Genomic DNA, 24,527 nt, shown 5'->3' on the forward strand with positions numbered 1-24,527 from the left:
TTCATTCTTTACTTTGATCTAGATGTTTAACCATTTCTTTAACCAGATCACCTTCACGGTCAGCAGATAATTCCCAGAAAACAGCCCCACCTAATTGATTGGATTTGATATACTCTGCCTTATAAAATATAGACTCCGCATTCTCGTAACTGATAAATATTTTCGTTCCTGGATGATAAGCGTACGCCGCTTTTGCTCCTTCACTCCAATATTGGTTGTACTTTAACTTTTGCAAGAAACGTTCCTTAATATCCGTATAATCAAAGATACCAGTATAATCCTTGTATTGGTCCCAAGTCCCCTTTGGCGTCTCCAAAGAATTAAATAGTTGATACTCTCCATTCTTATCCATGCCCACTCCACCATAGCTCCGACCATACAACGGTATACCAAGTACAAGTTTATGTTTTGGTATTCCTCCATCCAAATATTCATTTACCACACGGTCAATATAATGAGAGTCCGCCTTAGGTGCCCGCTTATCATAGTACAGAGGTGCAATGTGTCCCGTTATAGATGAGAATTGCGCTCCATTGTAGTCGTATGCCATCATATTAAAAAAGTCGACAAAATCACTCACGGCCTTTCCATCGATATAAAGGGCATGCGAGATTCCTGGTCCGATCGAAGCAGTTAATAGGTAGTCTGCCTTTTGCGTATCCAATTGTTTTCGGAGCTCCTTCATCAGCATGGTAAAATGGACTTTTTCCTCATCGGAGCTCGGAAACTCCCAATCAATGTCCACTCCATCAAACTGCCAATGCCTTAGAAATGTAACTACACTTGCTGCAAATCCTTTTCTGCCTTCCTCTGTTTGGGCTAGCTTAGCAAACTCTTGTGTTTGCTCGACACTTGCACCCCCAATCGATATCATGATTTTAAGTTCAGGATAGACTTCTTTAAGCTTTAGTAATTCAAAATAATTGCCGTTGCGACATTGTTGATCTGGCAGATTAACATCCCAGCAGCTGGGTTTATCTCCAACCCCCATTCTAACATCTGCCCAAGGATCAGCCAGAGTCACTTTTCCTCCTTTTATCTTGGCAAAGGCATAGTTTAAATGTGTGAGTTTATCAAGAATCTTTATATCAGCTATCTGAAACTTTCTATTATATACTGCCCATGAGGGGTAATAACCAATAATCCTATACTCAAAAGGATCAGAGATGGCTCTTGCGGAGGGCAAAACTCCTTGCAAAGCAAAAAGAAGGAGAAATAGGTATATAATAGATTTACGCATCTTAACCCACTCCCTTTAGAGTTTGGACGGAACCATTTTATGCCTATTCCCCTAACAATAGAACGAGAAAGACCTGATCCAAAAAGATCAGGTCTTTCTTCTTTCTTACTCGTTATCGTCTTCCCCTTCTTCGCCCTCTTCACCTGGAAGGTTTTTTTGGAACGGAAGAGTATCCCAAAAGCTTGTATCCATATCATTAATCGATCCGTCTGCAATAGATCTTACGGCTGCATCAAGCGTTACAATCGTTTGCTGAATCAAATACCCATTACTCTTCTGGCCGAGCACATAGGACTCATAGTAGTGATCCGACATTCCTCTCATTTCGAAGAGAAGGGTAGAGATATCGTATTTCTCAGCAATGCCATTACGGCCGATATTTAACCCCGTTCCCCCATTGTATTTCCCAATCAGTCCCCAGCCTTTATCACTAATGGCATTGTAGACAACGGCTCCTAGCTTTTTGGAGTTCTCTACGACTCCGGGATCAACATCACCGTTTGTAGGGTATAGAATAGATCCAGAAACTAACTTCCCATCTATGCCGCTTCTAGTACCTTGATGATGAAGGTCGATTAAGTAATCAATCTTATACTTTTCAAGCACATTTTCGTGTAAAGCCTTGGCTTCCGGTTGCATGTTGACAGGTTCCTTATCATGCTCACGATTCAAGTCAAAATTATTAGCATTGGCACGCGTGAGGTGACGCCCGCCATCGGCCACATAATCATCTAAAGAGAAGTTTACATCGCCCATCGCTCCATCCGCATTCAACATCGGAACGACGATAACATTTACATTGTCTAATACTTCCTTAGTCTTAGCTGTTCCTAGATGCTTAATGAATTCAAGGGCGCCTTCAGTAGTTAACTGCTCATTCCCATGTTGTTGAGTCAAGAATAAAATCGTAGGATTATTCTCATCCTTTATAAACTTGGCAACGTAAATATCTCTACCTTTAACCGTTTGTCCAATAACCTCAAGCTCCATATGATCTTGCTTGGCTTCTTGCTTTTTCAAATAATCTACCATGGAATCATAGGTGTGAAGGATACTTGTTTGAATTGACTCGTTCCCATTATAGTTTGGTCCGTTTCCTACAGCACCCGCAGGCAGAGCTGTACTAACCAAACCTCCTAGTGCTAGGGTACTTGCTAGAGATAAAGCTAATAACTTCTTTCTCATCATCTGTATCCTCCCAAAGATTCTATTTTGTATTTATAGGTGAAAATCCCAACAAATCCAATATATAACATATTTCTTGGGTTTACTATGGGTGGCTTGTCCTAATCTTTCGCTAAAAAGAACATGTAAAAGGTAGCGTTTACATTTTAGTTCGCTGATACTTAATGCCTATTTTTCAAACCATATTAAAAAGACTAACCCAGATTGAAAACCAGGTTAGTCTGTTATATTACGCCGCTTCTAGCTCTTCCCCCATTTCAACTTCTAGCCCTTGAGACTGGTAAGAAACTAAAGTAAGCATAATCGCATCTTGAAGATCGGTCATCGCCTTATCATTTTCTGCATAACCATTCATGATGATGGAGAAAGCTAGCCTCTCCCCTTGCTCCGTTGTTACGTAACCAGACAGGGAACGAACTCCACGTAGGGAACCGGTTTTGGCTATCACCTTTCCTTCCGCCGGCGTTCCGATTAATCGACTTTTTAACGTGCCGTCCATCCCTGCAATAGGAAGGGTAGAACGGAACACCTCATCCTGAGCAAGAACTTCGAGCACACTATGAACTTGTCGTGGTGAAATGATATCATAACGTGTAAGCCCAGAGCCATCTCTTAACAAATAGTTTGTATTGAGTCCATCCTCTTTTAGAGTGTCGGTGACGACTTCAATTCCTTTCGCTATCGTTCCTGCTCCTTTTAACTCTGCACCTAATGTCTTCGTGATCATTTCTGCATAATAATTATCACTGACTTTATTAAGATACGTCACAATCTCCTTCAAAGAAGTAGAATGGAATTCCTCTAGTTTCAAGGCATCTGCTGGAGTAGCTGCCAGCTCAACTTGATACTTCGGATGTAGTTTTATTCCTGCTGCTAACAGCTTCTCAGCCAACACGGTCCCCGTATAAAGGGCTGGCTCATGGACGGGAACGCGATTGTAATCAACATCCGCAGAAACAGGAAGATTTCCACTCACCTTGATTACATTTTGACCACGAACCTTTTCAACCTTAAAGGTATTCTTCTCATTCGCAGCCACCGTTTTGGCCTCATTTAGAACTTGAACATATTGGGTTGCAGGAGTCAGCGTTAATTCAACCGCTTGTCCTGCCTTCTTTGCAGGCTTGTAATCTAAACGAACCGTTCCACGGTTTAGCCCAAGAGCACTAATTTGGGGATTGTAATCATAACTTTCATTATCCCAAGTCCAACCATCTGGGTAACGCTTATTATCAAAATAGGTGTCATCCATTAAGATATTTCCGTTTATCCGCTTAATTCCTTTAGCCTTCAGGGCCTCCACGATGGATTCAATGGAAACGCCGTCTTGTACTTTCAAGCTGTCTTCGGTATGCAGGGACGGGTCTCCATATCCCTTAATCACAATGTCTCCTTCCAACACACCACCTGAATTAATCGGTGCCGTTGTATAGACTTCTGTCTTAAATCGATAATCTGCTCCAAGTTTACGAAGCGCCGTGCTGCTCGTTAAAATCTTAACATTGGAGGCTGGCGTCATAAGCTTATCGGCATGTTTGGCAAACAATACTTGATCTTGATCCAATGACTTTACGATGATTCCCGTTGTTACCCCTTTAACACTAGCGTCCTGCAATAAAGAGTTCAAGACATCATCAAGCGCATAAGCTTCCGATACCCACTCGATAGGAGCAGGAGTTCCTGGTTCTGATGCCAACGTCACGACGACATTGTTCTGGAATGTTGTTGCATTGGTAGAAGTGTGAATCCCATTTAATAAAATGGAAAAGATCAATTGATCCCCATTAGCCGCTGTGACATAACCAGACAAACCATTTACCCCGGTAAATGAACCCGTCTTAGCATTAGCATTGCCTTGAGCTGGAGTGTCCTTCATTCGAGAAGCTAAAGTACCGTCGACTCCAGCAATCGGGAAGGATTCTTTCAAAACGGTACCCCAGCTTTGCTTGCTGGCATAGTCAAGGAGTGTCACCATTTGACTAGTCGTAATTAGGTTAAAGCGGGAAAGACCTGAACCGTCTGCCTGACGGAAATCCGTGTTAACCCCTGCCTTACTCATGAACTCAGATACTACCTTTAATCCTGCTTCGGTACTACCTTCTTTTTGAATCTCTGCCCCTAAAGTCTTAAGAAATAATTCTGCATATAGATTATCACTATTCTTATTTAAATTGGCTGTGAGCTCATCTAATGGTGCAGACCTATGTGTCTCAACAAGCCTGCTATTCTTTTGATCTACTGTCCCTTTCACCACTTCCGTTTTAGGATGAAGAGTGATCCCTTTGCCCAACAATTGATGCTTAAGTACATTTCCTGCGAATAAGGCAGGATCCTCCATCGTTCGATTAACAACATATTCCGTTGATCTATTTCCCATCGCCCCTTTGAATACAATCGTATTCTGGGCAAGAGGACGCTCTGCGGTTATACTTCGTGTGGTTGCATCCGTGATCACAACATCATTCTGGATGTTCATATAGTCATTCTTCGGTGTCATCGCAACGGTTGGCTTCTCTCCAACTGGCTGGTCAGCCGTTACCCTGTAATTGATAACATTGCGGTTTAACGTGACCGCACTATGCTGGGCACTGTAATCGTAGGCTTCATCATCCCACATCCATGCCGCGCCAAGTCGAACTGAATCAAAGTAGGATTCATCCATTACAATATTCCCATGGATCTCCTCGATCCCTTGATCGGCTAGCTTGTCCACTAGCTTCTGCATATCATCCGATGTAAAGGATGGATCCCCGTACCCTTTAAGGATGACGTCCCCTTTCAATACACCCTCATCTGTAATTCGACCGTTTGTGTAGATGTCCGTTTTATACGTATAATCTACACCTAATTGATCAAGAGCTGCCGCAGATACCCACACCTTCATGTTCGAGGCTGGCACATAAGGCACATCCTGATTATATTGATAAACATACTCCTGAGTGGTTTGATTATAAACCGACAAGCCAATATGTATTCCTTTACTGCTCTCAACCTTCTCCAAATCATAAACCAACTTCTCTAACTGGGCCGGAAGGCCCTGCCAATTGCTTCTCTCCGCCAATGCCATTCCAGGGACAGCAGCCTGGATGAGCACCATAAGCGCAAGAATAAACGGGAAGAGAACGAAATGTCTTCTCATCTTTCTTATAAACCTCCTCGTAGTAGTATGAATATGAAAGGACGAATCTACCAATTCCAGAAAATAAAATAAAAATTCCCTTTATTCAATAGATTCTTAGTAAATCTAACACAACCTACGTATATGGAAAATGGTACCTGTGAATCATGTTTATTCTAGGGCAAAAGGATGAGAAGGTAAGAGAGCTCATTACAGCCTCTTAGATAAAAAAATAAAACCCGACTTTCCTTTGCGAAGGAATTTCGGGTTTATTTTAAGGCATTACTATTTAACTAGTGTAAAATTAAGTTCTTTTACACCATCTATTGAGTTCATGATGTTTGCATAACCAAGACCACTTCGTCTCTCATCCGAAACGGCTTATGAATCGATCCATGGACCTCCACCTGCTGTGAACCCGTATCGACGGTATAGTAAATTTCTTTCCCTTGATATTGAAGATTGATGATCGTCCCGCGAATTCCTGGCCCCACCCGCTCCATTCCAAATTGTTCAGGACGAACGGGATAAACCTGCTGCTTACGGAAGGCATCTGGGACGCTTGGACGAGTCCACTCTACCTCTCCCCTCGTTGCCTCTGGGCGAAAACGATTCCCCTCCCATTGACCTGCAATGAGATTGGCTTTTCCAACAAAGGTCGATACGAAGATCGTTTGTGGATTCTCATAGATCTCTTGTGGGGTACCGATCTGTTCCACACACCCATCCTTCATGACGACAATCCGATCAGCCATCGCCAGCGCTTCTCCCTGATCATGGGTGACATAGATGATTCCCGCCTTGGTTAATCGGTGCAGCTCTTGGATTTCCCTTCTCATCTCTAAACGCAATTCCACATCCAAGCTGCTCAACGGTTCATCCATGAGAAGCATAGAAGGTTTCGGAGCGATCGCTCTAGCAAGGGATACCCTTTGTTTTTGCCCACCAGAGAGCTCGCTTGGCATACGGTTCGCTAAGTGTTTCAATCCGACCATATTAAGAACTTCCTCGACCCTCTCGTTCTTACGGGCTCTTAGCTCTTGGGGTACGTCCTTATGGTGAAGTAAGGGAAACTCCACCTGCTCTTTCACCTTCATATGCGGCCAGAGAGCGAAGGATTGAAATACCATCCCAATATTGCGTTTCTCTGGAGGAAGTGCATAATCAGGTGTTCCTACCCGTTGTCCATTCATATGGATTTCACCTGTAGTAGGGGAGTCAAATCCAGCTAACATACGCAGCAAGGTCGTCTTCCCACATCCCGACGGACCGAGGATGGCGATAAATTCGCAAGGATGAAACGTAAGATGGATAGATTTCAAGGCTTCGTAGTCTCCAAATCTCTTACTCACCTCTATTAACTGTGTACTCATGAACGAACTCCCTTTCTCTTCCACTGCTTCTGCAACCCATATATAAGGATCATGCCGACAAAGATACCCATCACAATTAAACTAGACAGCGCGGTTGAATATGTCGTAGCCCCTGCCTGTTCAAAATTGAAAATCACTACGCCAACTGTTTCCGATCCACTCGACCACAAGAGAGAAGATACGGTTAATTCCGTGAAGGCAGTGAGTAACACGAGAAAAGCACCACTTAACATCCCAGGAAGCAGTAACGGAAGAAGGACATAATACCACTTCACTACACCCTGGGCTCCACACACGCTTGCCGCTTCTTCCATGGAAGGATCTACTTGCATCATGGCGGTGATGCTTCCCCGTACTTGCAAGATCATAAACCTAGAAATATAAGCGATCACAAGGATACTCACGGTCCCATAAAGCCCTGGATTCCATCCCGGAATGGGTTCCATCCAAGTAAAGATCATGGCTAAAGCAAACACAACACCCGGCAGAGCATAAGGAAGACCTACTGCGAGTTCCATCGCCTTAGTCCAGAACGATGGTTTGCGAGTACGAAAGTAAGCAATCGCTGTTCCTGCTATCAAACAAACTCCCATCGTGACCAAAGCAAGAACCAAACTGTTTACCAACGCATTCTGCACTTTAGGACTGTCCATCAAGATGAAGCGATAGTTTTTCCAGGTCAGATTCTGCCAGTTCCAATCTAATCCATAAGCACGAACAAAAGAGGATAAGAACATGGAGAGTAAAGGAACAAAGATCAGGACAAGCAAGCTTCCATAAACACTAAATTCCGTAATCCTGCGAAATGTCCCCAGTGAGAATCGAGGCTGATCATCCTCTTGAACGGTTTCTAATCGCTTGCTGTTACGTAGCAAGAGCCATTGAATTCCTGTTCCAATCAGTGCTACAACCCCTAGTAACACGGATAAGGTAGCTCCCCTTGCAAAAGCCGATGGTCCAAAACCGATAATCTCTTCATATATCGCGGTACTCAGAACACGAATATCTGCAGGAATACCCAAGAACGCGGGGATACCAAAATTGTCTAAACTAGCAAGAAAAGCTAGTAAGCCTCCACTTGCAATTCCGGGTAGAGCAAGAGGCAAGGTCATTTTTCGAAAAGCCGTCGCACGACCAGCGCCAGCCATCCGGCAGGCCCATTCTAGATCTCTAGGAATCTTCTTCAATACACTTACCGTCAGCATAAACACAAGAGGAAAATGATGAATGCCCATCACGAAAATAATGCCGGAGAAACTATACATATTCCAAGGCTTCCAATCCCCAGGGAGACTGGATAATCCTTGGGCTAAGAGCCCGTTTGGACTCATCAATTGAGTCCAGGATAACGTCGCTACATAAGACGGAATAATGAAAGAAAGCATAATGAGCATCGTGATGATTTTTTTCCCACGAATATCACTGTAGGCCACTAACCAAGCCGTAAAAACCCCTAACACCACCGAAAGCAGGGTAGATCCACCCACGATATAGAGCGTATTTTGAATGGTTTTCCATGTTTTAGCCTGTTGTAGGACGTGTGTATAATTGGCCATGGACAAACCCGCTTCTGAAGTAAAGCTGAGATACAGCAATTTCATGATCGGTAGGATAAAGAAGATGAGTATCAGAAGAAAACCAGCAGCCATTCCCCACTTCTTTTTCCATTCCAAAGCAAGGGAAGGAAGGGAGAAGCGAACTCGCTTCCCCAACCTCACTCGTTCTGTTAGCAAGTGAAACATTTCGTTTTCCCCCAACCCTACTGTTCAAAAACTTTGGTAAATTCCTGTTTATCTGCATCTCTGCTTTGATATAACTCGGCAATGTTGCCTTCTAGCACCTTGATTTCATTGATACTCTTTAAGCCTTCTGGCGCCTTAACCCCTTCACGAATGGGAGTATACCCCAACTTGGCAGCCAGCTCTTGTCCTTCTTCAGATAATACGTAATCGACGAAAGCTTTCGCAGCCGCTTCATTCTTTGTTTCGCTTAAGATCCCAATCGGTTCCGTGATCACAGGTACCCCTTCCTTCGGATAGACCAATTCTACTGGGGAACCCTCTGCCTTCGCTCTAGCTACGATGAAGTCTACCACCATTCCGTAGTTTTTCTCTCCCCCTGCTACAGCTTTAAGAACTGCTCCATTTCCTTTCGTTACAGCCACTTCATTTGCTTTCAAGGCTTTATAGTAGTCCCAACCGAATTCATCCATTCTAGTAAAGACCCCTAAATTGTAAGCTGCTGCACCGGAATAAAGAGGGCTTGGCATCATACTTTGACCTTTTGTCGCTGGATCGCTTAACACGTTCCAAGTATCAGGAAGCCTTCCTACCTTGCTGTTCACAACCAGGGCGGTTGCCATCACTTTCGTTCCACTGTAAGCCCCATCCGCATCCACTAAGCCAGCAGGGATCTTGTCGGCCTCCGGTGAACGGTAAGGCAACAACATATTCTGCTGCTTTAAGCTTTCGAACGTAACAGCATCTGCCACGAGCAGGACGTCCGCTTGAACCCCACCCGCTTGTTTTTCAGCTTGAATCTTACTCATTACTTCCTCTGTTCCCGAACGGAAGATCTCTACTTTTACATTCGGATATTTTGCGTTATATCCTTGAACTAGCGCCGCTGCATCTTCATCCGGTTGAGAGGTATAGAAGGAGAGTTTTCCTGCTACTCCTTCTTTTGCTGCACTTGTCTCTTGAGCCTGATTCCCACATCCTGTAAGCATTAACATCGCAGCTAAACCTAGGGTTAAAAATTTACCTTTACGCATTAGATAATTCCTCCTTGGAATAATGTAGGGATGAATAGCGAAACCAACGTTCAATTTGTTGCTGTTTCTTGCTGTTTGCCCACTTCAACTCAATTGGTGCAATGGTAATATAGCCTTCTTTTAACTTTTGATAATCTCCGTCTTCTTGAAAACCGCCTAACTGCGGCAGCTCATCCCTTAACCAATGGTACACTTGACCATGAGGATCATTAAGCCCCACAAACCGATATCGCGACACGTCCATATCTAAGGAAACCATCCGAACCCCTTTGCAAAGCTCCTTGGACAGATGAGGCAGATTCACATTCAAGAATACACCCTTAGGTATTTTGTTAGACAGAATGTTCTCCGCCACTTCATAGAATAAGGATTTAACAGCGCCGAAGTTAATTTTCGTAGAATGAAAAGCGTCTAAAGATATCGCTGCTGCTGCTTTTTGATAAAGCGCTGCTTCTGAAGCAGCCGCCATCGTTCCCGAGTAGAAAACATCTCTGCCTAGGTTAGGACCGATGTTAATCCCTGAGAAAACGATGTCTGCATCTTTTACCAACACCTCAAGGCCTAATTTTGTACAATCGACTGGCGTCCCATTCACTGCCCATGCGGATACATTCGACCCGAACAAGTCTACAGGCGTAGCCTTAAGAGGCTGTCTCAAGGTAATAGAATGGCTAATGGCACTTCGTTCCTGGTCTGGACAAACCACATAGACTTCGCCAAAATGCTGGAGGACCTCCACCATCGCTTCTACCCCAGGAGCAAAGATGCCATCATCATTAGTAACTAAAATTTTCAACACGGGACCTCCCCGCTAAATAAGGTTGCAGAACAGACAAGTTCGCTTGTAAAAACTGATGATCCATCGCATGATCATACCCTTCTAAAACAACAGGAAGGTCTGTCTTCTCAAGCCTGTTCAGTAATGCCTCGAAATCAACCTCTCCATTCCCAAGCGGGAGATGGTAAGCGTTCGAACTTGCGTCACTTAAGTGAATCTTATTGATTCTCTCGATCTGCTCATAGTACCCTTGCAAATCGGCCTCAATCGGAACATGGGCAATATCAAAGGTCACTTGGACGGTGGAAGGCAGCTGATGAATTAATTGATTGATCATGTCAGGCGTCGTTATGAATTCCTTTTTCTCATGTTCCATCTGTTCCACCGATAGAACGACATCAAACTCTTGAGCCTTTTCTGCCAAATAGGCCAAACTTTCTATTAATCTATCAAAATGCCAACTTGTCCAATCTCGCGTTAAGGTGCGCTTCCCCGGATGTATCGTCATATTGCGCGCCCCAATTCTCGATGCGAGCTCCATTGATTGCTCAATCTCATGAACAGACTGCTTGCGAACCCCTTCATTCATTGCACATAAGTTTAAATCCCAACTAGGAGCATGAAACGTCAAATCCATATGGTACTTCTCTTTTGCCGTTATAATGCTCTCTGCTGATGTTTGGTGGAAGCGAACCTGCTCTGCCCAGACTTCCACCCCTCTAAAACCGTACTGCTCAGCGATACTGATGACTTGGTCCACTGGATAATTCCACAGTACAGTTGATGACAAATATAAATTCATAATTTTATACACGAACTCCTTTCCACTGGTTATATACCTCCTCCGAACATGTCACACTTCCTATAGGAAAAGGATTCCTCGAATTCGGGCCATGATAATCACTGCCTCCCGATTGCTTAAGATGCAGTCTCTCAGCTTCCTTCCTCCAGTAAACCACGTCTTCCCTCTTATGCTTGGAGTGATACACCTCTATTCCGTCTAACCCCCACGAAGCCAACTTCTCCACGTCCACCAGGGAAGGATAAATTCCGGGATGCGCCAGGTATGCCTCTCCGCCCGCTTGATGAATGAGAACAATCGCCTCCCGCGCGCAAAAAGGCTCACGTGGAACGAACGCCTCCGCCCCTTTTCTCAACAGCTTATGGTATGCCTCCTGGGAAGTTTGAAAATAACCTTGCTCCACTAGTTCATCCCCGATATGTGTTCTCACCACAACACCGCCAGACGCACGCGCCATGCAACGTTTCCACTCCACCGAATAGCCAAGGGAAGCAAGTTTCTCTACGATCCTTTTACCCCATTCAACTCGGACTTGCTTTCGCCACTTAATATGAGTCTGCATGGCGGGATGAAGCGGATCAAAGTGGTAGCCAAGGATATGCAGCTCTCCTTGCTCCCCATCCGTATTCAACTCAATCCCTGGAATCAAAGTAATGCCTTCCCGGCGAGCATGAGCTTGACCTTCTAAGTAGCCTTCTATTGCATCATGATCCGTAATGGCCATCATGCTAATCCCATTCCTTTTCGCCTCCCGTACCAATTGCTCAGGAGTCAATTCCCCGTCTGAATACGTGGAATGCATATGTAAATCCATCCTCATGTCCCCTCTTGTTCTTAGGTACATGTTTATTGTACTAGCCCTACATTAAGGGAATATAAATGTGACTTTTGAGTTTTGTAAGGAAAGTGTGAAGATGGCATTTTGTTAAATAGATGTTAAACTGCGTTGAAAATGACAGGAATCCTGATAGGAGTTAGGTTAGGAAGGATTTAAGGCGTTTTGCATTAGAATGAAAATGTTAAGTGAGTGTTAATCTTTAACAGTAGGTTCATAATTTTAGGCTCGCAGGGGTGCGGGGCCACTTACTTAGGCGGAGAATTTCCGCTTATTTTTAAAATTAGGGTGATTTCAGGAATAATAACAGGAAAAATTCCGCCTATTTGTCCTATAAGGAGGTAAAAGTGTCCATTTTATCATGTTAGCGGAAATTAGTCCGCTTATTTTAGCTATTTCTAGCCTAAATAAAAAAATAACCGGAAATTCTCCGGTTAAATTCCTACCTCCCTCACACTCAAAAACCTCCTAATGACACCCATTACCTAGCAAGTTTGACCCACTTGACACCAAAGCGTATCCAATACTGCAGCATGCGAAAAACACCCCACTTTCCTTGGGGTGTTTTCTTGGTTGACCTACGCAGGCCGCGTCACATTCGCCTTCACTGCTGGTGCCACCATAGGCTGGTAGGCCGAGGTGCCGTGTTCTTCTAAGTCCAAGCCTTTGGTTTCTTCTGTTTCGTTTACTCGGATGCCCATGACTTTCTTCAAAACAAAGAATAGGATTCCACTAGTAACTAAAGTCCAAGCGGCTACTGCCGCTACTCCAATGAACTGAATGCTTAGTAGACCAAAGCCTCCACCATAGAATAATCCTCCATCAATGGCAAACAATCCAACAGCCAGCGTTCCCCATATCCCACAGATCCCGTGAACACTAATGGCTCCTACAGGGTCATCAATCTGAAGCTTCGAGTCAAATAATTCTACAGCAAGAGGTAAGATGATTCCCCCAACAGCTCCCATAGCAATGGCCGCAAGCGGTGATACCGATGCTGTTCCTGCTGTAATGGAAACCAATCCTGCAAGTACCCCGTTCAAGCTAAGAGAAGCATCAGGCATACCATAGCGAATTCTAGTATAGATCATAGAGGCTAAACCACCTGCCGCAGCGGATAACATCGTGGTTGTCACAATGCTTGCAATCGCCTCATCCACTGCCAATTCACTTCCTGCATTAAACCCAAACCAACCAAACCACAGAATGAAAACCCCAATAGCCCCCATTGGAATGTTATGTCCCAAGATAGGAATAACCTTTCCATCCGCTTGATACTTCCCTAAACGAGGACCTACTAACCAAGCTCCCATCAAAGCCGCCCAAGCACCAACGGAGTGAACAACAGTTGAACCTGCGAAATCAACGAAACCTAACTCAGATAGCCAACCGCCGCCCCAAACCCAATGACCAACAACCGGGTAAACAAACCCAATCAGGACGATTGCCGTAACAATGTAAGCACTAAATTTAAATCTTTCCGCAACTGCTCCAGATACAATCGTGGCACAAGTCGCTGCAAACATTGCCTGGAAGATAAAGAACGCGATAAGTGGAATGGTTCCCTCCCACGTCATATTCTCTAACATAAAGCCACTCGTTCCAATCCATCCACCTGCCGAATCACCAAACATTAGACCAAATCCGAATAGAAAAAAGACAATAGGACCGATAGCAATGGTAGCCAAGTTCTTCATGACAATGTTCAACGCATTTTTGGCTTGGGTGAATCCAACTTCTACCATCGTAAAACCAACATGCATAAACATCACCAAAAATGCTGCAATTAATACCCAAGCTGTATCTAACAATACAATCTCACTCATCGTTGAGCCCTCCCTACATTTTTTATATTGCTTCTTCTCCTCTTTCACCTGTTCGGATGCGTATGGCATCTTCTAAACGGTATATAAAGATCTTTCCATCCCCAACCTCACCTGTGCGAGCATGTTCCTGGATGGACTGCGATACTTCTTCTAATTGATGATCGTAAATCACAAGCTCTAACTTCATCTTCGGATGAAGCGTAATTTCGTAGGTTTGGCCCCGATATATCCCCGTTTGCCCTTTTTGAGCTCCACAACCTTGTACCTCAGTAATGGTCATCCCACGAATACCAATCTGGGATAATTGGTCCTTTACTTGCTCTATTTTCTCGGTCCGAATGATGACTTCTAGCTTTAACATCCTCTCACTCCTTCTTGTTTAATATGAAAAGGTAAAAATCATCTTTATGGATATATCATAATGGATCGAGATGCTCTTGTGGGATGTCGTGTTAGATTCCCTTACACAAAAATCTTGCGCCTTCTGATTATCATGTAAGGACATTCTCTCCATATCATGAAACTAACTAAAAAAAGTCTGATTCCCACATAGCTTGTGGACAATCAGACTCTTCTTCTTGCTTAATTTACTAAATCAGATATCAAAATATATCGCTGTGGAGCATCCCCAATATACTGAAAAGGATAACAGGTCGTGACTGTCAATACCGGTCCTCCAGTGGGAACAATCACCGTTTTGTCATGAGCTTCTACAATTTTACTTTCTCTCACTTGGTAGGTAAAAGTCCCAGCAAGCGTCTTGACCACAAACTGATCTCCTTTCTTGATTTTACCCAACTGTCTAAACACGGTATCTCGATGTCCGGATAAGACCGCATTGTCAGCTTCTCCAGGAAGGACACTATGAGCATAGTGACCAATTCCTTTTTCTAGCATCTCTTCATCGGCTCCATGAAAAATGGGCAAGGTTTGATTTAATTTAGGTATCGTCAATGTCCCTATTGCTTCTCCGACAGAAGGTCTCTCTGGGTATAAGACCTCTAGCTCGTTTGGAGAACGATGAACCTTGGGTGGAACAGACTCTCTTTGTGGCTGAAAGGCTTGGTGTTCTACGATAGGCTCGGGATCAGGTGGTAATAAAGGAATCTCTTCCTCTACTACATCTTCTATTTTCGGGTCCTCATTAGGATCTATTGGCTCAACAGGCTCATCCTCCACTTTCCTCTCTTCCACCTTATCCTCTATCATTATTTCATCCTCTATTTTCTTCGCGTAAGCTTCTACTTCCACCTTACCAAAGTGAATACGGAAGACCGACCATGCTGTGCAAATCACTCCAATCAGGATAAATGTCAAGCCAATCATTCGAAACAACTTATACTTATACAAGACCCTTCTTCCTTTTAAGAATATAGAACCCAACCATTAGACTTAACACCCCGATAAGAAGAATCAAATACTGATGAGTTGCCGTATTAGGCAGTGTGCCACCTTGTTCTGTCGGCACATGAATCGTGAGTGCTTCCTCCGCGTCTATTGTATCCCCATCTTCTAGTTTCATTTGAGCTTTTACATGATATGTACCTACCGGCGCATCTTCAACTTCAAGAATAACTTCTTTTCCGCCCTCAACCGAATAAGCTTTACCACCGAGGGTAAACTGCCAGACTCCCCTCACCTCTTCTTCTAAATCCACAGCAGCTTGAATAGTCACTTTGCGAGTTGAGGATACATCGGCCTTAAATAGAGTAATCCTGTTTACCTTTACTTTTGGCTTTTCTTCAACTCCTTCGCTCGACTCTTCTTTTCCATCCTGGTCTTTTGTATTTTTAGTAGAACCATCGTTATTATTGGATTTTTCGTTGCCTTGATCTTCATCCGTTTCTTCCTTTGATCCTTCAACTACCGCTGTACACCCTGGACCCATTACAGAAAACGAATTCACATCAGTTGCCCCTTTTACCGAAGCTGTAATTAATTCTTGCTCCCAATTTCCTTTGATGCGAATCGTGTACTCCACTGCCTCATCTACTTTTACGGGCTGTTCAAATTTAATTCCTACCAATCCCGATATCGGATCAGGCTTATTCTGAAGTTCGAATGCGTGCGATGCATCTATTACTTCAATGTCGGGACAGAGTTCTAGCATCCAATGGCTGAGATCAGGGCCCTTTCCTTGTCCTGTTACTTGATATGTCCAAACCGATTCATTCTTATCTGGGTCAAATGTTGTATTTATAAATTCCACTTCAAATTGAACATCGTGCTGTTCATTGGCTAATACTGAAACAGAATAAATAGAAAAAACAAATAAAAATAATAACGAGAGTTTCCCTAACTTATTTAACATCTAACAGTCCTCCATTGTTTAGTATTTGTAAAACAATACACCATCCAACATTTATCAAGACGTGTCTATTTCTCTTCTCCACCTTCCTTTTTCCACCGAACGTTCTTTTACTGAATTCATTATAACTAAAAATTACACGCGTGTTTCTTCTAGTTTTGTCGACCTATGACTAGTTTTCTTATCTGGTTAATGACAAATTTCAACCATACAAAAAACAACTTTAAACCTATATAGAACATGTCTTCTCCTTCATTTTTCTCATCCTGCGCTTATAGAAGCATCCACTTATTACCGTATTCCTTGTCGATTTTCCAATTGTTTTGTACTATAATAACAGTAGAAATAGCCCTTAAGAAGCATGACGATATACCTAACGACAAAGGCAAACCTAATCGAAAGATAGGGACGCAAAGCCACGGGTCTAACGTTTCGAATGAAACCATGATAGCCGGGTTGCCGAATAGCTAATAAAGATTGGCTATTCCAACTTAAGTAGTGGAATAGTCTTTTTTATTCTTACAATAGTAGGTGAATGTATGAGAGATTTCCGTCCTCAGGAAACAACCCTAACACAAGTTCTGTTTCGTACCGGCATGATTATCTTTCTTTGCAGTTTAATTGCCTTCTTTTCCATTTACACCTTAACTAAGAAAGAATTTGAGCAACGGATTAATGAGGAACTACTCTCCATTACAGAGATTATTAAGCAATCCATCGAAAGCACCCATGAATCAACCAAAACACTAGAGCATCTAGTCGATCTGCGCCTTTTTACCATTTCTGAAGTTATTGCAGAGGAATTAAAAGGAAAGAGAATTGATGAAGTCACTCGCGAGGAATTAATTGAAATTAGCAAAAAGTGGGGCTTATCCAACATTTCTCTACTTGTACTAGAAGAAGATGGCGACATCCCAGTTGTACAGTCCACAGATCCCGATGAGATTGGCCTGAATGCTAAGGATTGGGGGTACTGGTATACAGCTATTCTTGAATTATTTGAAGGGAAATCCATCTCTGTCAATAGGGGCTTTTCTCAACCTCATTACTGGATAGGCCCTCTATCTCTTTCGGAAGTCAATGACCATCACTATAAGTACGCCTATTACTATGATGGACAGACTGATTTCATGATCAATCCTTACATTAAGGCAGAAGATATCTATCAGTTCATGGATAAAAGTGGTCCTACTCAACTTATTAACAAAATTAAAGAAAGCTACAATCATACTCGAGAGATCGCTGTCATAAATATACCTGCTTATCTTAAAGAAAAACCTGCCAGAATTATCGAACCTATTACGGATAAACCGGTTTTGTATGGAACGCACGAATACATAACGGAACAGGATGAACTCATATTTAGAAACTCGCTTGAGGCCCCTGTGTTTGAACGTTTTTCATTTAAAAGGGACGAGGAAGCTCTAGAGAAAATCTTTGTTTCTCTACCTGAAGATCGATTATTAACGATTGTGTTGGATTTGCAGAGCCAGCGTAAAGTACAATCCTATCTCATCTGGGTTTTCTCAGGGTTTTATTTACTCGCTACAATGGCTATTTTTATACTAGGCAGATTAGTAGCAAGAAGACCTGTCAAGAAGCTACAAGCCGAGCGGGAAAGATTAAAGGTAGCTGAAGAATTTAAAAGGACAGCAGAACTGCTGCCTAGTGCCATCTATAAATGTAAAAAGGATTCGAATGGAGTTTTTGTTTTTACGTACCTTGAAGGAACAGTGACTAGCATGCTTGGACTCGGTACACAGAATGTATTAGATAGACATATAGAAGACATCTTGCCTAAAAGATTAAGTCATAACTTTATTACAGCTTTAGACTTGGCCTACGTTGAAGGAAGCTCTGATTTTACATTCACCCTTGGCAATCGAACCTATCATAGCGTCCTAAAGGCTGTCGTTGATCCAGACGACTCCACTGCCGTCTTAGAAGTTGCAGGTTATTCAATAGATATTACAGAACAGGTTAAAGCAAATGAGCGAATTCATCACTTAGCTTATTATGACTCCCTTACCGCTCTACCCAATCGCGCCTGTTTTTTGGAAACCTTAGACCTTGCGATTAACGAAAACAGCGAGAAGTGTTTATCCCTGTTGTTTATTGATCTAGATGGATTCAAGCAAATTAATGATACTCTTGGTCATAACCTTGGGGATATCCTTCTGCAGCAGGTAAGTCGCCGCTTACGAAGCGGCCTTGACAAGAGTGCCTTTCTGGCTCGAATGGCAGGAGATGAGTTCACTCTCATTCTAGAAAATTATCAGAGACAAGAAACGGAGGAAAGCTGCAAACTCATCATTCATGCACTGAAAGAGCCATTTTTAATAGAAAATCATGAAATTTATATTACAACAAGCATTGGGGTAAGCTTGTTCCCCGACGATGGTGAAGACTCTCAAACTCTACTCAAAAATGCGGATATGGCCATGTATGCGTCTAAACAACAAGGGAAAAACGGCTATCATTTCTATCAAGCAGAGATGAATGAAAAAAACGTATGCAAAATGAAGATAAGACACGATCTACACCAAGCCTTAATCCAAGGAAAGGAACTATCCCTTGTTTATCAACCACAGCATTGTTTAGAGACTAATCAAATCATAGGCTTAGAAGCACTTTTGAGATGGCAACATCCTACGAAAGGGTTTATCTCACCGGCTGACTTTATCCCTGTCGCTGAAGAAAGCGGCCTCATCGAACCTCTCGGTGATTGGGTTTTATACGAGGGCTGCCGACAATTTCAACAATGGCTTCATGCAGGAATGTCTCCCCTTCGTTTGTCTATCAATCTTTCCGCTCGACAGTTTAAACAGCGAGATTTAGCTGAGAGAATTGAGAAGACGTTAGCCGAAACGGGAATGGACCCAGCCTATCTGACTCTAGAAATTACAGAAAGCGCATCAATGGAGGATACCCTCCATACCATTCAAACACTGAATCAACTACGCAAGATTGGCGTGAAAATATCCATTGATGATTTTGGAACGGGATATTCTTCTCTGAAGTATTTAAAGGATTTACCGATTCAGCACCTCAAAATTGATCATTCATTCATATGGGAAATGAGATCGACAGACAGAGTAGCCTTAGCCATTGTCAAATCGATCATCGATCTAGCCCAAAATCTTCAATTGCGAGTCGTGGCAGAAGGGGTAGAGACGAAGGAAGAACACGATTTATTGCTAGAGATGGGTTGTCACGAAATACAGGGATATTACTTTAGCCGTCCGATGATGCCTGAGCAGATATTCGACTTTGTACAGGAGAAAAACAGCCTACTAGTACATGATTAATGGTTATAAAAAAGGGATCTTGTCTAAATAGACAAAATCCCTTTATTCTCTCTAAGATAAGTTGAATCTCTTACTTATCTGCTTTAGAATGACCGATGGCAAACATTAATTCTCCTTCAACTGCCACCTTATCCCCTAAGCGCGCAACCGCACGTCCCTTCCCAATACCTCTACGAAGTGTGGTCATCTCCACTTCAAGCGTCAAGGTATCCCCTGGGCGCACCTGCTCCTTAAATCGAACTCCGTCAATTCCGGCAAAAAAAGCAATCTTCCCCTTATTTTCTTCCATACTTAATACGGCTACAGCACCAACCTGTGCTAAAGCTTCCACAATGAGAACCCCTGGCATAACCGCATATTCGGGAAAGTGACCTTGAAAAAACGGTTCATTCGCTGTCACATTCTTGAGTCCAACCGCGCGCTTGCCTACTTCAAGCTCTAATATCTTGTCCACTAATAAAAACGGGTATCGATGTGGAATAATTTCTTTAATCTGTTCAATATTTAGCATGTTCTAGCCTCCAATATTTAACTACATAACAGAACTCGACAAAAGCTACACTATAATTAACCTCCCAAGCCGGCCGGCTAACGGGGTTAACATACGGAGCACAGCCCCCTGTGCTCCCATGATTCTCAAACAAAATTATATCCTACATTTACCAAACTTATCAATCCGTATGACAATAAAGAAAAAAGAGTAGCTCTAGGCAAGCATACCCTTTTTAAACCGTCTTAAAGACCAGATCATAAATATGTTTATACGTCTCAATGTCAAATACGTCTGACATCTTACCTTTCCCAACCATTGTATACCCTACAGCCAAACCTCCTGTTAAAGAACCAAACAAAAGGACAATCGTCATTAGGAATTTTAAGTACCATGGAATGGATCGGCTCTTCTTCGCCTTCTCTGTTTTCCTTCTTTTCGCCTTCTGTCTCGTTTCCTCTCCTGTGGTCTCTTCCTCAAGAGAAACAGCCGTTTGTCTTTGCTGTGGCATCTTCATTACTCCCTATCTACCATAGATATTATTGATGGTCTGACCCATCTCATCAATGAGTTGCAAGGCGCGAGAATTAAATTGAAAATGGCGCTGCACCTCAATCAATGTGGACATCTCCTTAGCGAGGTCAACATTAGAGCCTTCTAAGAAGCCTTGTTTGACCAACACTTCACCTGTATTTCCAACTTGTTCGACTTCCACTCCTTCAGGAGTTGCATAAAGGTTCTCACCCACCTGAACCAACGCTTGTCGATTAGGCACTGTAACCAAGCTCAATTGAATTCCTGCCTCTATCTGATTGTTGGGATTGGAAATTTCTACATAGTTGATTATTCCTCGTTCATTTACCTGCACTCGGTATCCATCGGGTATCTCTATAGTCTCTTGATTCGCGTCCAAGACTCGACGTCCATCAGCCGTACCCAAAACCATTCGTCCATCCCCATTATTCATGGGTTGGAATGCCCCGAGTCGAGTGAGATGGGGTTCACCATTCTCTCCTTGAACTTGAAAAAAAGCACGCCCCTGAATGTAAAGGTCCGTCTCTACATCCGTTTGAACAGGAGCTCCTGGATGCATGTTGTAGCGATGAAGGTTAGCTAACGCCCCCATTCCTACACGAAGATGCAAGGGAGTGAGGCGTCCTTCTTTTGAAGGTTCTTCCGGTGTAACCTTATATTGTTGGGCTAAAACGGATCCAAAGGATACTTCTTGGGCCTTATATCCATGAGTATTCGTATTAGCTACATTATTCCCAATGGAGTCCATCTTTAATTGCGCAGATCGCATTCCGCTTACTGCATTAATCATGGAAGTGTACACTTTCCTCACCCGCCTTGCTTTAAAATTTATATTATGTTAATCGGGAAGATTCAAATAACCGATCTAGAGTCTGATTGTACGCGGATAGAACACGCTGATTACTCTCTAAGGATCGAGAGGTTTGCATGAGTTCCACCATGGTTTGTTGTACATTGACGTTGGATCTCTCAATAAATCCTTGGCGCAGACGAACGAGTGGAGCTTCTGCTATCGCAGGTTCGCCTTGACCTTGCCAACGAAAGGCCCCATTTTCCGTCTTAATTAGATCATAGGGGTTGTCTAACTGAACTACTTGTAATCGTACGGAATAGATTTCTTCATCTGGTTGGCCTGGGTTTCGAAGTCCCGTATAGGCTTGTCCATTCTCATCCCACAGGTACCCTTGATCATCAATTCGATATTGATCTGAGGTAAGGACAATCGAGTTCCCCTCGGTATCAAGCACTAAATGCCCATCAGCAGTGACCAACTGATTCAAGGAGTCCAGCGTAAAGCTTCCATTTCTCGTGTATGACTTCTCTCCATTCCTCTCCACGGCAAGAAAGTGGCGAGGCTGAATCATCGTTCCGTTGACTTCCACAGGCTGAAGATGGTCATCGACTAATGCCACATCAAACGAATTTTGCGTTTCTTGCAGATCGCCCTGTCGAAAATTCGGAATCAATTCTTGTGTATACACGCCTTGAGCCAGCTTGCCAATCGGATGCTTCTGCATACCCATAAGAGGAGCATTCGGCGGAATGGGCGACTTCGTTCCATGCACAGCGGATAGAAGATATTCTGGAAAAGAACGAAAAACCGCATCATCCGTCTTGTATCCAGGCGATTGGCTATTAGCTAGATTATTAGTTAAGGCTTCCGAACGGCGCTGATTAGCCATCATTCCTGAAGCAGCAGAATACAATCCCCGAAGCATATGAACTCACCCTTCCCGTATGTATGGTATTCCTATTTTAGCATATCTTGTGAACCTGCGCCTTATATGTATCGACGTTTTACTCTGTCTAAGTTTTCCAGCATAATGCCGGTTCCCTTCGCGACACAAAACATCGGTTCTTCTGAAATAAGAACCGGAACGCGTAGTTCCTCAGCAAGGAGCTTGTCCATTCCATGAAGCAATGCTCCCCCACCTGTCAGCATGACCCCTTTATCAATAATGTCTGCAGACAATTCAGGTGGTGTTCTCTCCAATACATTCTTGGAGGCTTGAATAATATGGGTAACCGATTCAGCTAGGGCCTCATGAATTTCTTCTGATCTCACCGTGATGTTGCGTGGCAATCCCGATACCATATCGCGGCCACGAATATCCATCTCATCCTGTCGGCTTCCCGGGAACACGGTCGCAATCTTCTTCTTAATGTCTTCAGCTGTCCGTTCTCCGATCATGAGTTGGTACTTATGCTTGATATAACGCATAATATCAAGATCAAACTTGTCCCCTGCAATTTTAATAGAAGAGGCGGTGACGATATCTCCCATGGACAGTACTGCCACATCGGTCGTCCCTCCGCCAATATCCACCACCATATTCCCGCTCGGCATAAAGATGTCCATACCCGCGCCAATGGCTGCTATCTTTGGCTCCTCTTCTAAGTATACCGTTCTTGCACCACTGCGTTCGGCTGCTTCCCTAATGGCTTTTTGTTCAACTGAGGTGATGTTTGTAGGACAGCAAATCAAAATCCGAGGACGGACAAAGAAGCTTTTTACTCCGATTTTCGCGATAAAGTGCTTGAGCATCGCTTCCGTAATTTCAAAGTCAGCGATAACCCCATCTCTAAGCGGTCGAATTGCCACAATGTTGCCAGGTGTACGTCCCACCATGCGATACGCCTCGTTACCTACAGCCAACACTTTCTTCGTATGACTATCGATAGCGACCACAGAAGGTTCGTCTAGCACAATTCCGCGTCCTTTCACATAAATTAATACGTTCGCCGTTCCTAAATCGATTCCGATATCCTTCCCTAACATTTGCAAGGTCCTCCCTGTACTGGTTCATCTATATGAATGCTTTCCTTAGCGAGTAAGAAGCTCCAAATATATATCAATTCGATGCGAAACAAGGAATTCCTTTTTGTCCATTCGACATTTTTCACGTTTTTCCGGGGAGTGACAGGCACTCTTTACGCTAATTCTTCTGTAGCTCCTTTCTTCTGGCTTTTTGTCTTTCTCTTATACTTAATCTTGGTTGCCTCTCCTCCGCGAAGATGGCGGATGGATTTGTGATATTCCAATATTTCCTTTACCTTATTAGCCAATTCGGGGTTGATCTCGGGCAGTCGTTCGGTCAAATCCTTGTGCACAGTGCTTTTAGATACGCCGAATTCTTTGGCTATCTTACGAACGGTGTTGCGCGTCTCTACTATGTAGCGACCGATCTTGATGGTGCGCTCTTTGATGTAATCGTGCACTCCCCTCGCCTCCCTGTTAGAGATAGTCTGATACATTATATTGAGGCGAGTTCGTATATATGCGAGAAAAGTAAGGCGAAAGGCAGAAAATTCGTACTAACGAGGCGAAGAATCGGCTGTTGGGAGCTAGCGGACATCAGATTCCTTATTTCTTCTCAAAACGCGGCAAGGTAGCTTCTATCGGACTTGAGGTTCCTTATTTGCTCAAAAAAAGCCCTACCAAGCAGAAAATTAGTAAATTAACAAATTCCATGTCCGCACCACCTATAATTCAAGCATTTTTTGACCCAATAGCGCACCTGATGTCCGCAGGGATTAAAGAAAGGGAGACTCGCCAATTCTTTTGTCAGATCTCGCTACAACAACAAAAAGCCAGGGAGCCACCCTGACTTTCTATCTATACGCTATTATTTATGTTCCTATGACAATGGTAATTATGGTCACTAAAGTCATGGCGATAATCGTACCCGTAAAAGCAGCTAGAGCAGACTTCTCCCGAGAAGTCAGTCGCTTATCCTCCACACTTCCCGTTTTTCTCATCATCTTTCTCATTCCGGTAAAAACACTCATCTGTATATCCTCCCCATCGTGGCAGCTGGCTGGCATGTCAACTCATCCTTAGACGAAGCCCCTTTAGCTTTGCGTACCTGACCTTTCGTTCAGGTTTGCCTTTTTTTCACAACGATTCTATCATATGAAACTTTTAGTTCTATGGGTATAGGTCAAAAGTACTAAGTC

Annotated in this window: 21 protein-coding genes and 2 riboswitches; of the genes, 1 reads left to right on the forward strand and 20 read right to left on the reverse strand. The window is 43.4% G+C overall.

The features are described 5' to 3' along the window. Position 1: 1 nt before the first annotated feature. The 13 genes from EIZ39_RS20940 to EIZ39_RS21000 form a co-directional block, all read right to left on the reverse strand. Entirely contained in the window at positions 2-1,240 is a 1,239-nt protein-coding gene (locus tag EIZ39_RS20940) for a glycoside hydrolase family 18 protein (protein ID WP_129202507.1), read from the reverse strand. Positions 1,241-1,345: 105 nt separating this feature from the next. Continuing rightward, a complete protein-coding gene (locus tag EIZ39_RS20945) occupies positions 1,346-2,425 on the reverse strand; it encodes a M14 family zinc carboxypeptidase (protein ID WP_129202605.1) in 1,080 nt (359 codons plus the stop codon). Between the two features lie 229 nt (positions 2,426-2,654). Then, complete coding sequence (gene dacB, locus EIZ39_RS20950) at positions 2,655-5,564, reverse strand: D-alanyl-D-alanine carboxypeptidase/D-alanyl-D-alanine endopeptidase (protein ID WP_129202509.1); 2,910 nt, start codon at positions 5,562-5,564, stop codon at positions 2,655-2,657. Positions 5,565-5,875: 311 nt separating this feature from the next. Then, on the reverse strand, positions 5,876-6,916 hold the full coding sequence (locus EIZ39_RS20955; protein ID WP_129202511.1) for an ABC transporter ATP-binding protein: 1,041 nt from the start codon (positions 6,914-6,916) through the stop codon (positions 5,876-5,878). Continuing rightward, complete coding sequence (locus EIZ39_RS20960) at positions 6,913-8,658, reverse strand: ABC transporter permease (protein ID WP_240675891.1); 1,746 nt, start codon at positions 8,656-8,658, stop codon at positions 6,913-6,915. Before EIZ39_RS20960 ends, EIZ39_RS20955 begins: the two co-directional genes overlap by 4 nt. Positions 8,659-8,675: 17 nt before the next feature. Beyond that, entirely contained in the window at positions 8,676-9,689 is a 1,014-nt protein-coding gene (locus EIZ39_RS20965) for an ABC transporter substrate-binding protein (RefSeq protein WP_129202513.1), read from the reverse strand. Further along, entirely contained in the window at positions 9,682-10,485 is an 804-nt protein-coding gene (surE, locus tag EIZ39_RS20970; RefSeq protein ID WP_129202515.1) for a 5'/3'-nucleotidase SurE, read from the reverse strand. Before surE ends, EIZ39_RS20965 begins: the two co-directional genes overlap by 8 nt. Then, complete coding sequence (locus tag EIZ39_RS20975) at positions 10,466-11,269, reverse strand: sugar phosphate isomerase/epimerase family protein (protein WP_129202517.1); 804 nt, start codon at positions 11,267-11,269, stop codon at positions 10,466-10,468. The genes surE and EIZ39_RS20975 overlap by 20 nt, the downstream gene beginning before the upstream one ends. A gap of 4 nt (positions 11,270-11,273) precedes the next feature. Continuing rightward, positions 11,274-12,083 carry a PHP domain-containing protein gene (locus EIZ39_RS20980; RefSeq protein ID WP_129202519.1) on the reverse strand — a complete coding sequence of 270 codons (810 nt, stop codon included), beginning with the start codon at positions 12,081-12,083 and terminating at the stop codon, positions 11,274-11,276. 599 nt (positions 12,084-12,682) lie between these two features. After that, entirely contained in the window at positions 12,683-13,930 is a 1,248-nt protein-coding gene (locus tag EIZ39_RS20985; protein ID WP_240675892.1) for an ammonium transporter, read from the reverse strand. Between the two features lie 22 nt (positions 13,931-13,952). Further along, entirely contained in the window at positions 13,953-14,291 is a 339-nt protein-coding gene (locus EIZ39_RS20990) for a P-II family nitrogen regulator (RefSeq protein WP_129202523.1), read from the reverse strand. Between the two features lie 221 nt (positions 14,292-14,512). Beyond that, on the reverse strand, positions 14,513-15,280 hold the full coding sequence (locus EIZ39_RS27895) for a class D sortase (protein ID WP_483296062.1): 768 nt from the start codon (positions 15,278-15,280) through the stop codon (positions 14,513-14,515). Further along, positions 15,273-16,241, reverse strand: coding sequence for an LPXTG cell wall anchor domain-containing protein (locus tag EIZ39_RS21000; protein ID WP_129202525.1), 969 nt, complete (start codon positions 16,239-16,241; stop codon positions 15,273-15,275). The genes EIZ39_RS27895 and EIZ39_RS21000 overlap by 8 nt, the downstream gene beginning before the upstream one ends. A gap of 371 nt (positions 16,242-16,612) precedes the next feature. Beyond that, a riboswitch (cyclic di-GMP riboswitch) is annotated at positions 16,613-16,702 on the forward strand. Between the two features lie 75 nt (positions 16,703-16,777). On the opposite strand from EIZ39_RS21000, the gene EIZ39_RS21005 reads away from it, so the two are divergent. Next, positions 16,778-19,546 (forward strand): putative bifunctional diguanylate cyclase/phosphodiesterase, encoded by a 2,769-nt coding sequence (locus tag EIZ39_RS21005; protein WP_129202527.1) that lies wholly within the window; start codon positions 16,778-16,780, stop codon positions 19,544-19,546. A gap of 70 nt (positions 19,547-19,616) precedes the next feature. Here the strand turns inward: EIZ39_RS21005 and fabZ are convergent, their stop codons facing one another. The 7 genes from fabZ to EIZ39_RS26845 all read right to left on the reverse strand — a co-directional run bounded on the left by fabZ (position 19,617) and on the right by EIZ39_RS26845 (position 24,359). Beyond that, positions 19,617-20,057 carry a 3-hydroxyacyl-ACP dehydratase FabZ gene (gene fabZ / locus EIZ39_RS21010; RefSeq protein ID WP_129202529.1) on the reverse strand — a complete coding sequence of 147 codons (441 nt, stop codon included), beginning with the start codon at positions 20,055-20,057 and terminating at the stop codon, positions 19,617-19,619. Between the two features lie 214 nt (positions 20,058-20,271). Further along, positions 20,272-20,547 carry a DNA-directed RNA polymerase subunit beta gene (locus EIZ39_RS21015; protein ID WP_129202531.1) on the reverse strand — a complete coding sequence of 92 codons (276 nt, stop codon included), beginning with the start codon at positions 20,545-20,547 and terminating at the stop codon, positions 20,272-20,274. 12 nt (positions 20,548-20,559) lie between these two features. Beyond that, complete coding sequence (locus EIZ39_RS21020; protein WP_164985224.1) at positions 20,560-21,372, reverse strand: flagellar hook-basal body protein; 813 nt, start codon at positions 21,370-21,372, stop codon at positions 20,560-20,562. A gap of 31 nt (positions 21,373-21,403) precedes the next feature. Beyond that, entirely contained in the window at positions 21,404-22,288 is an 885-nt protein-coding gene (locus tag EIZ39_RS21025) for a flagellar hook-basal body protein (protein ID WP_129202535.1), read from the reverse strand. 62 nt (positions 22,289-22,350) lie between these two features. After that, a complete protein-coding gene (gene mreB / locus EIZ39_RS21030) occupies positions 22,351-23,349 on the reverse strand; it encodes a rod shape-determining protein (protein ID WP_129202537.1) in 999 nt (332 codons plus the stop codon). A gap of 152 nt (positions 23,350-23,501) precedes the next feature. After that, a complete protein-coding gene (gene spoIIID, locus EIZ39_RS21035; protein WP_129202539.1) occupies positions 23,502-23,789 on the reverse strand; it encodes a sporulation transcriptional regulator SpoIIID in 288 nt (95 codons plus the stop codon). A 411-nt stretch (positions 23,790-24,200) separates the two neighbouring features. After that, the gene (locus tag EIZ39_RS26845; protein ID WP_164985225.1) at positions 24,201-24,359 is read right to left on the reverse strand and encodes a hypothetical protein; all 159 of its coding nucleotides are present in this window, start codon (positions 24,357-24,359) and stop codon (positions 24,201-24,203) included. 17 nt (positions 24,360-24,376) lie between these two features. Next, a riboswitch (cyclic di-GMP riboswitch) is annotated at positions 24,377-24,469 on the reverse strand. Positions 24,470-24,527: the final 58 nt, after the last annotated feature.

This window comes from Ammoniphilus sp. CFH 90114 (assembly GCF_004123195.1).
GTDB lineage: Bacteria > Bacillota > Bacilli > Aneurinibacillales > RAOX-1 > YIM-78166.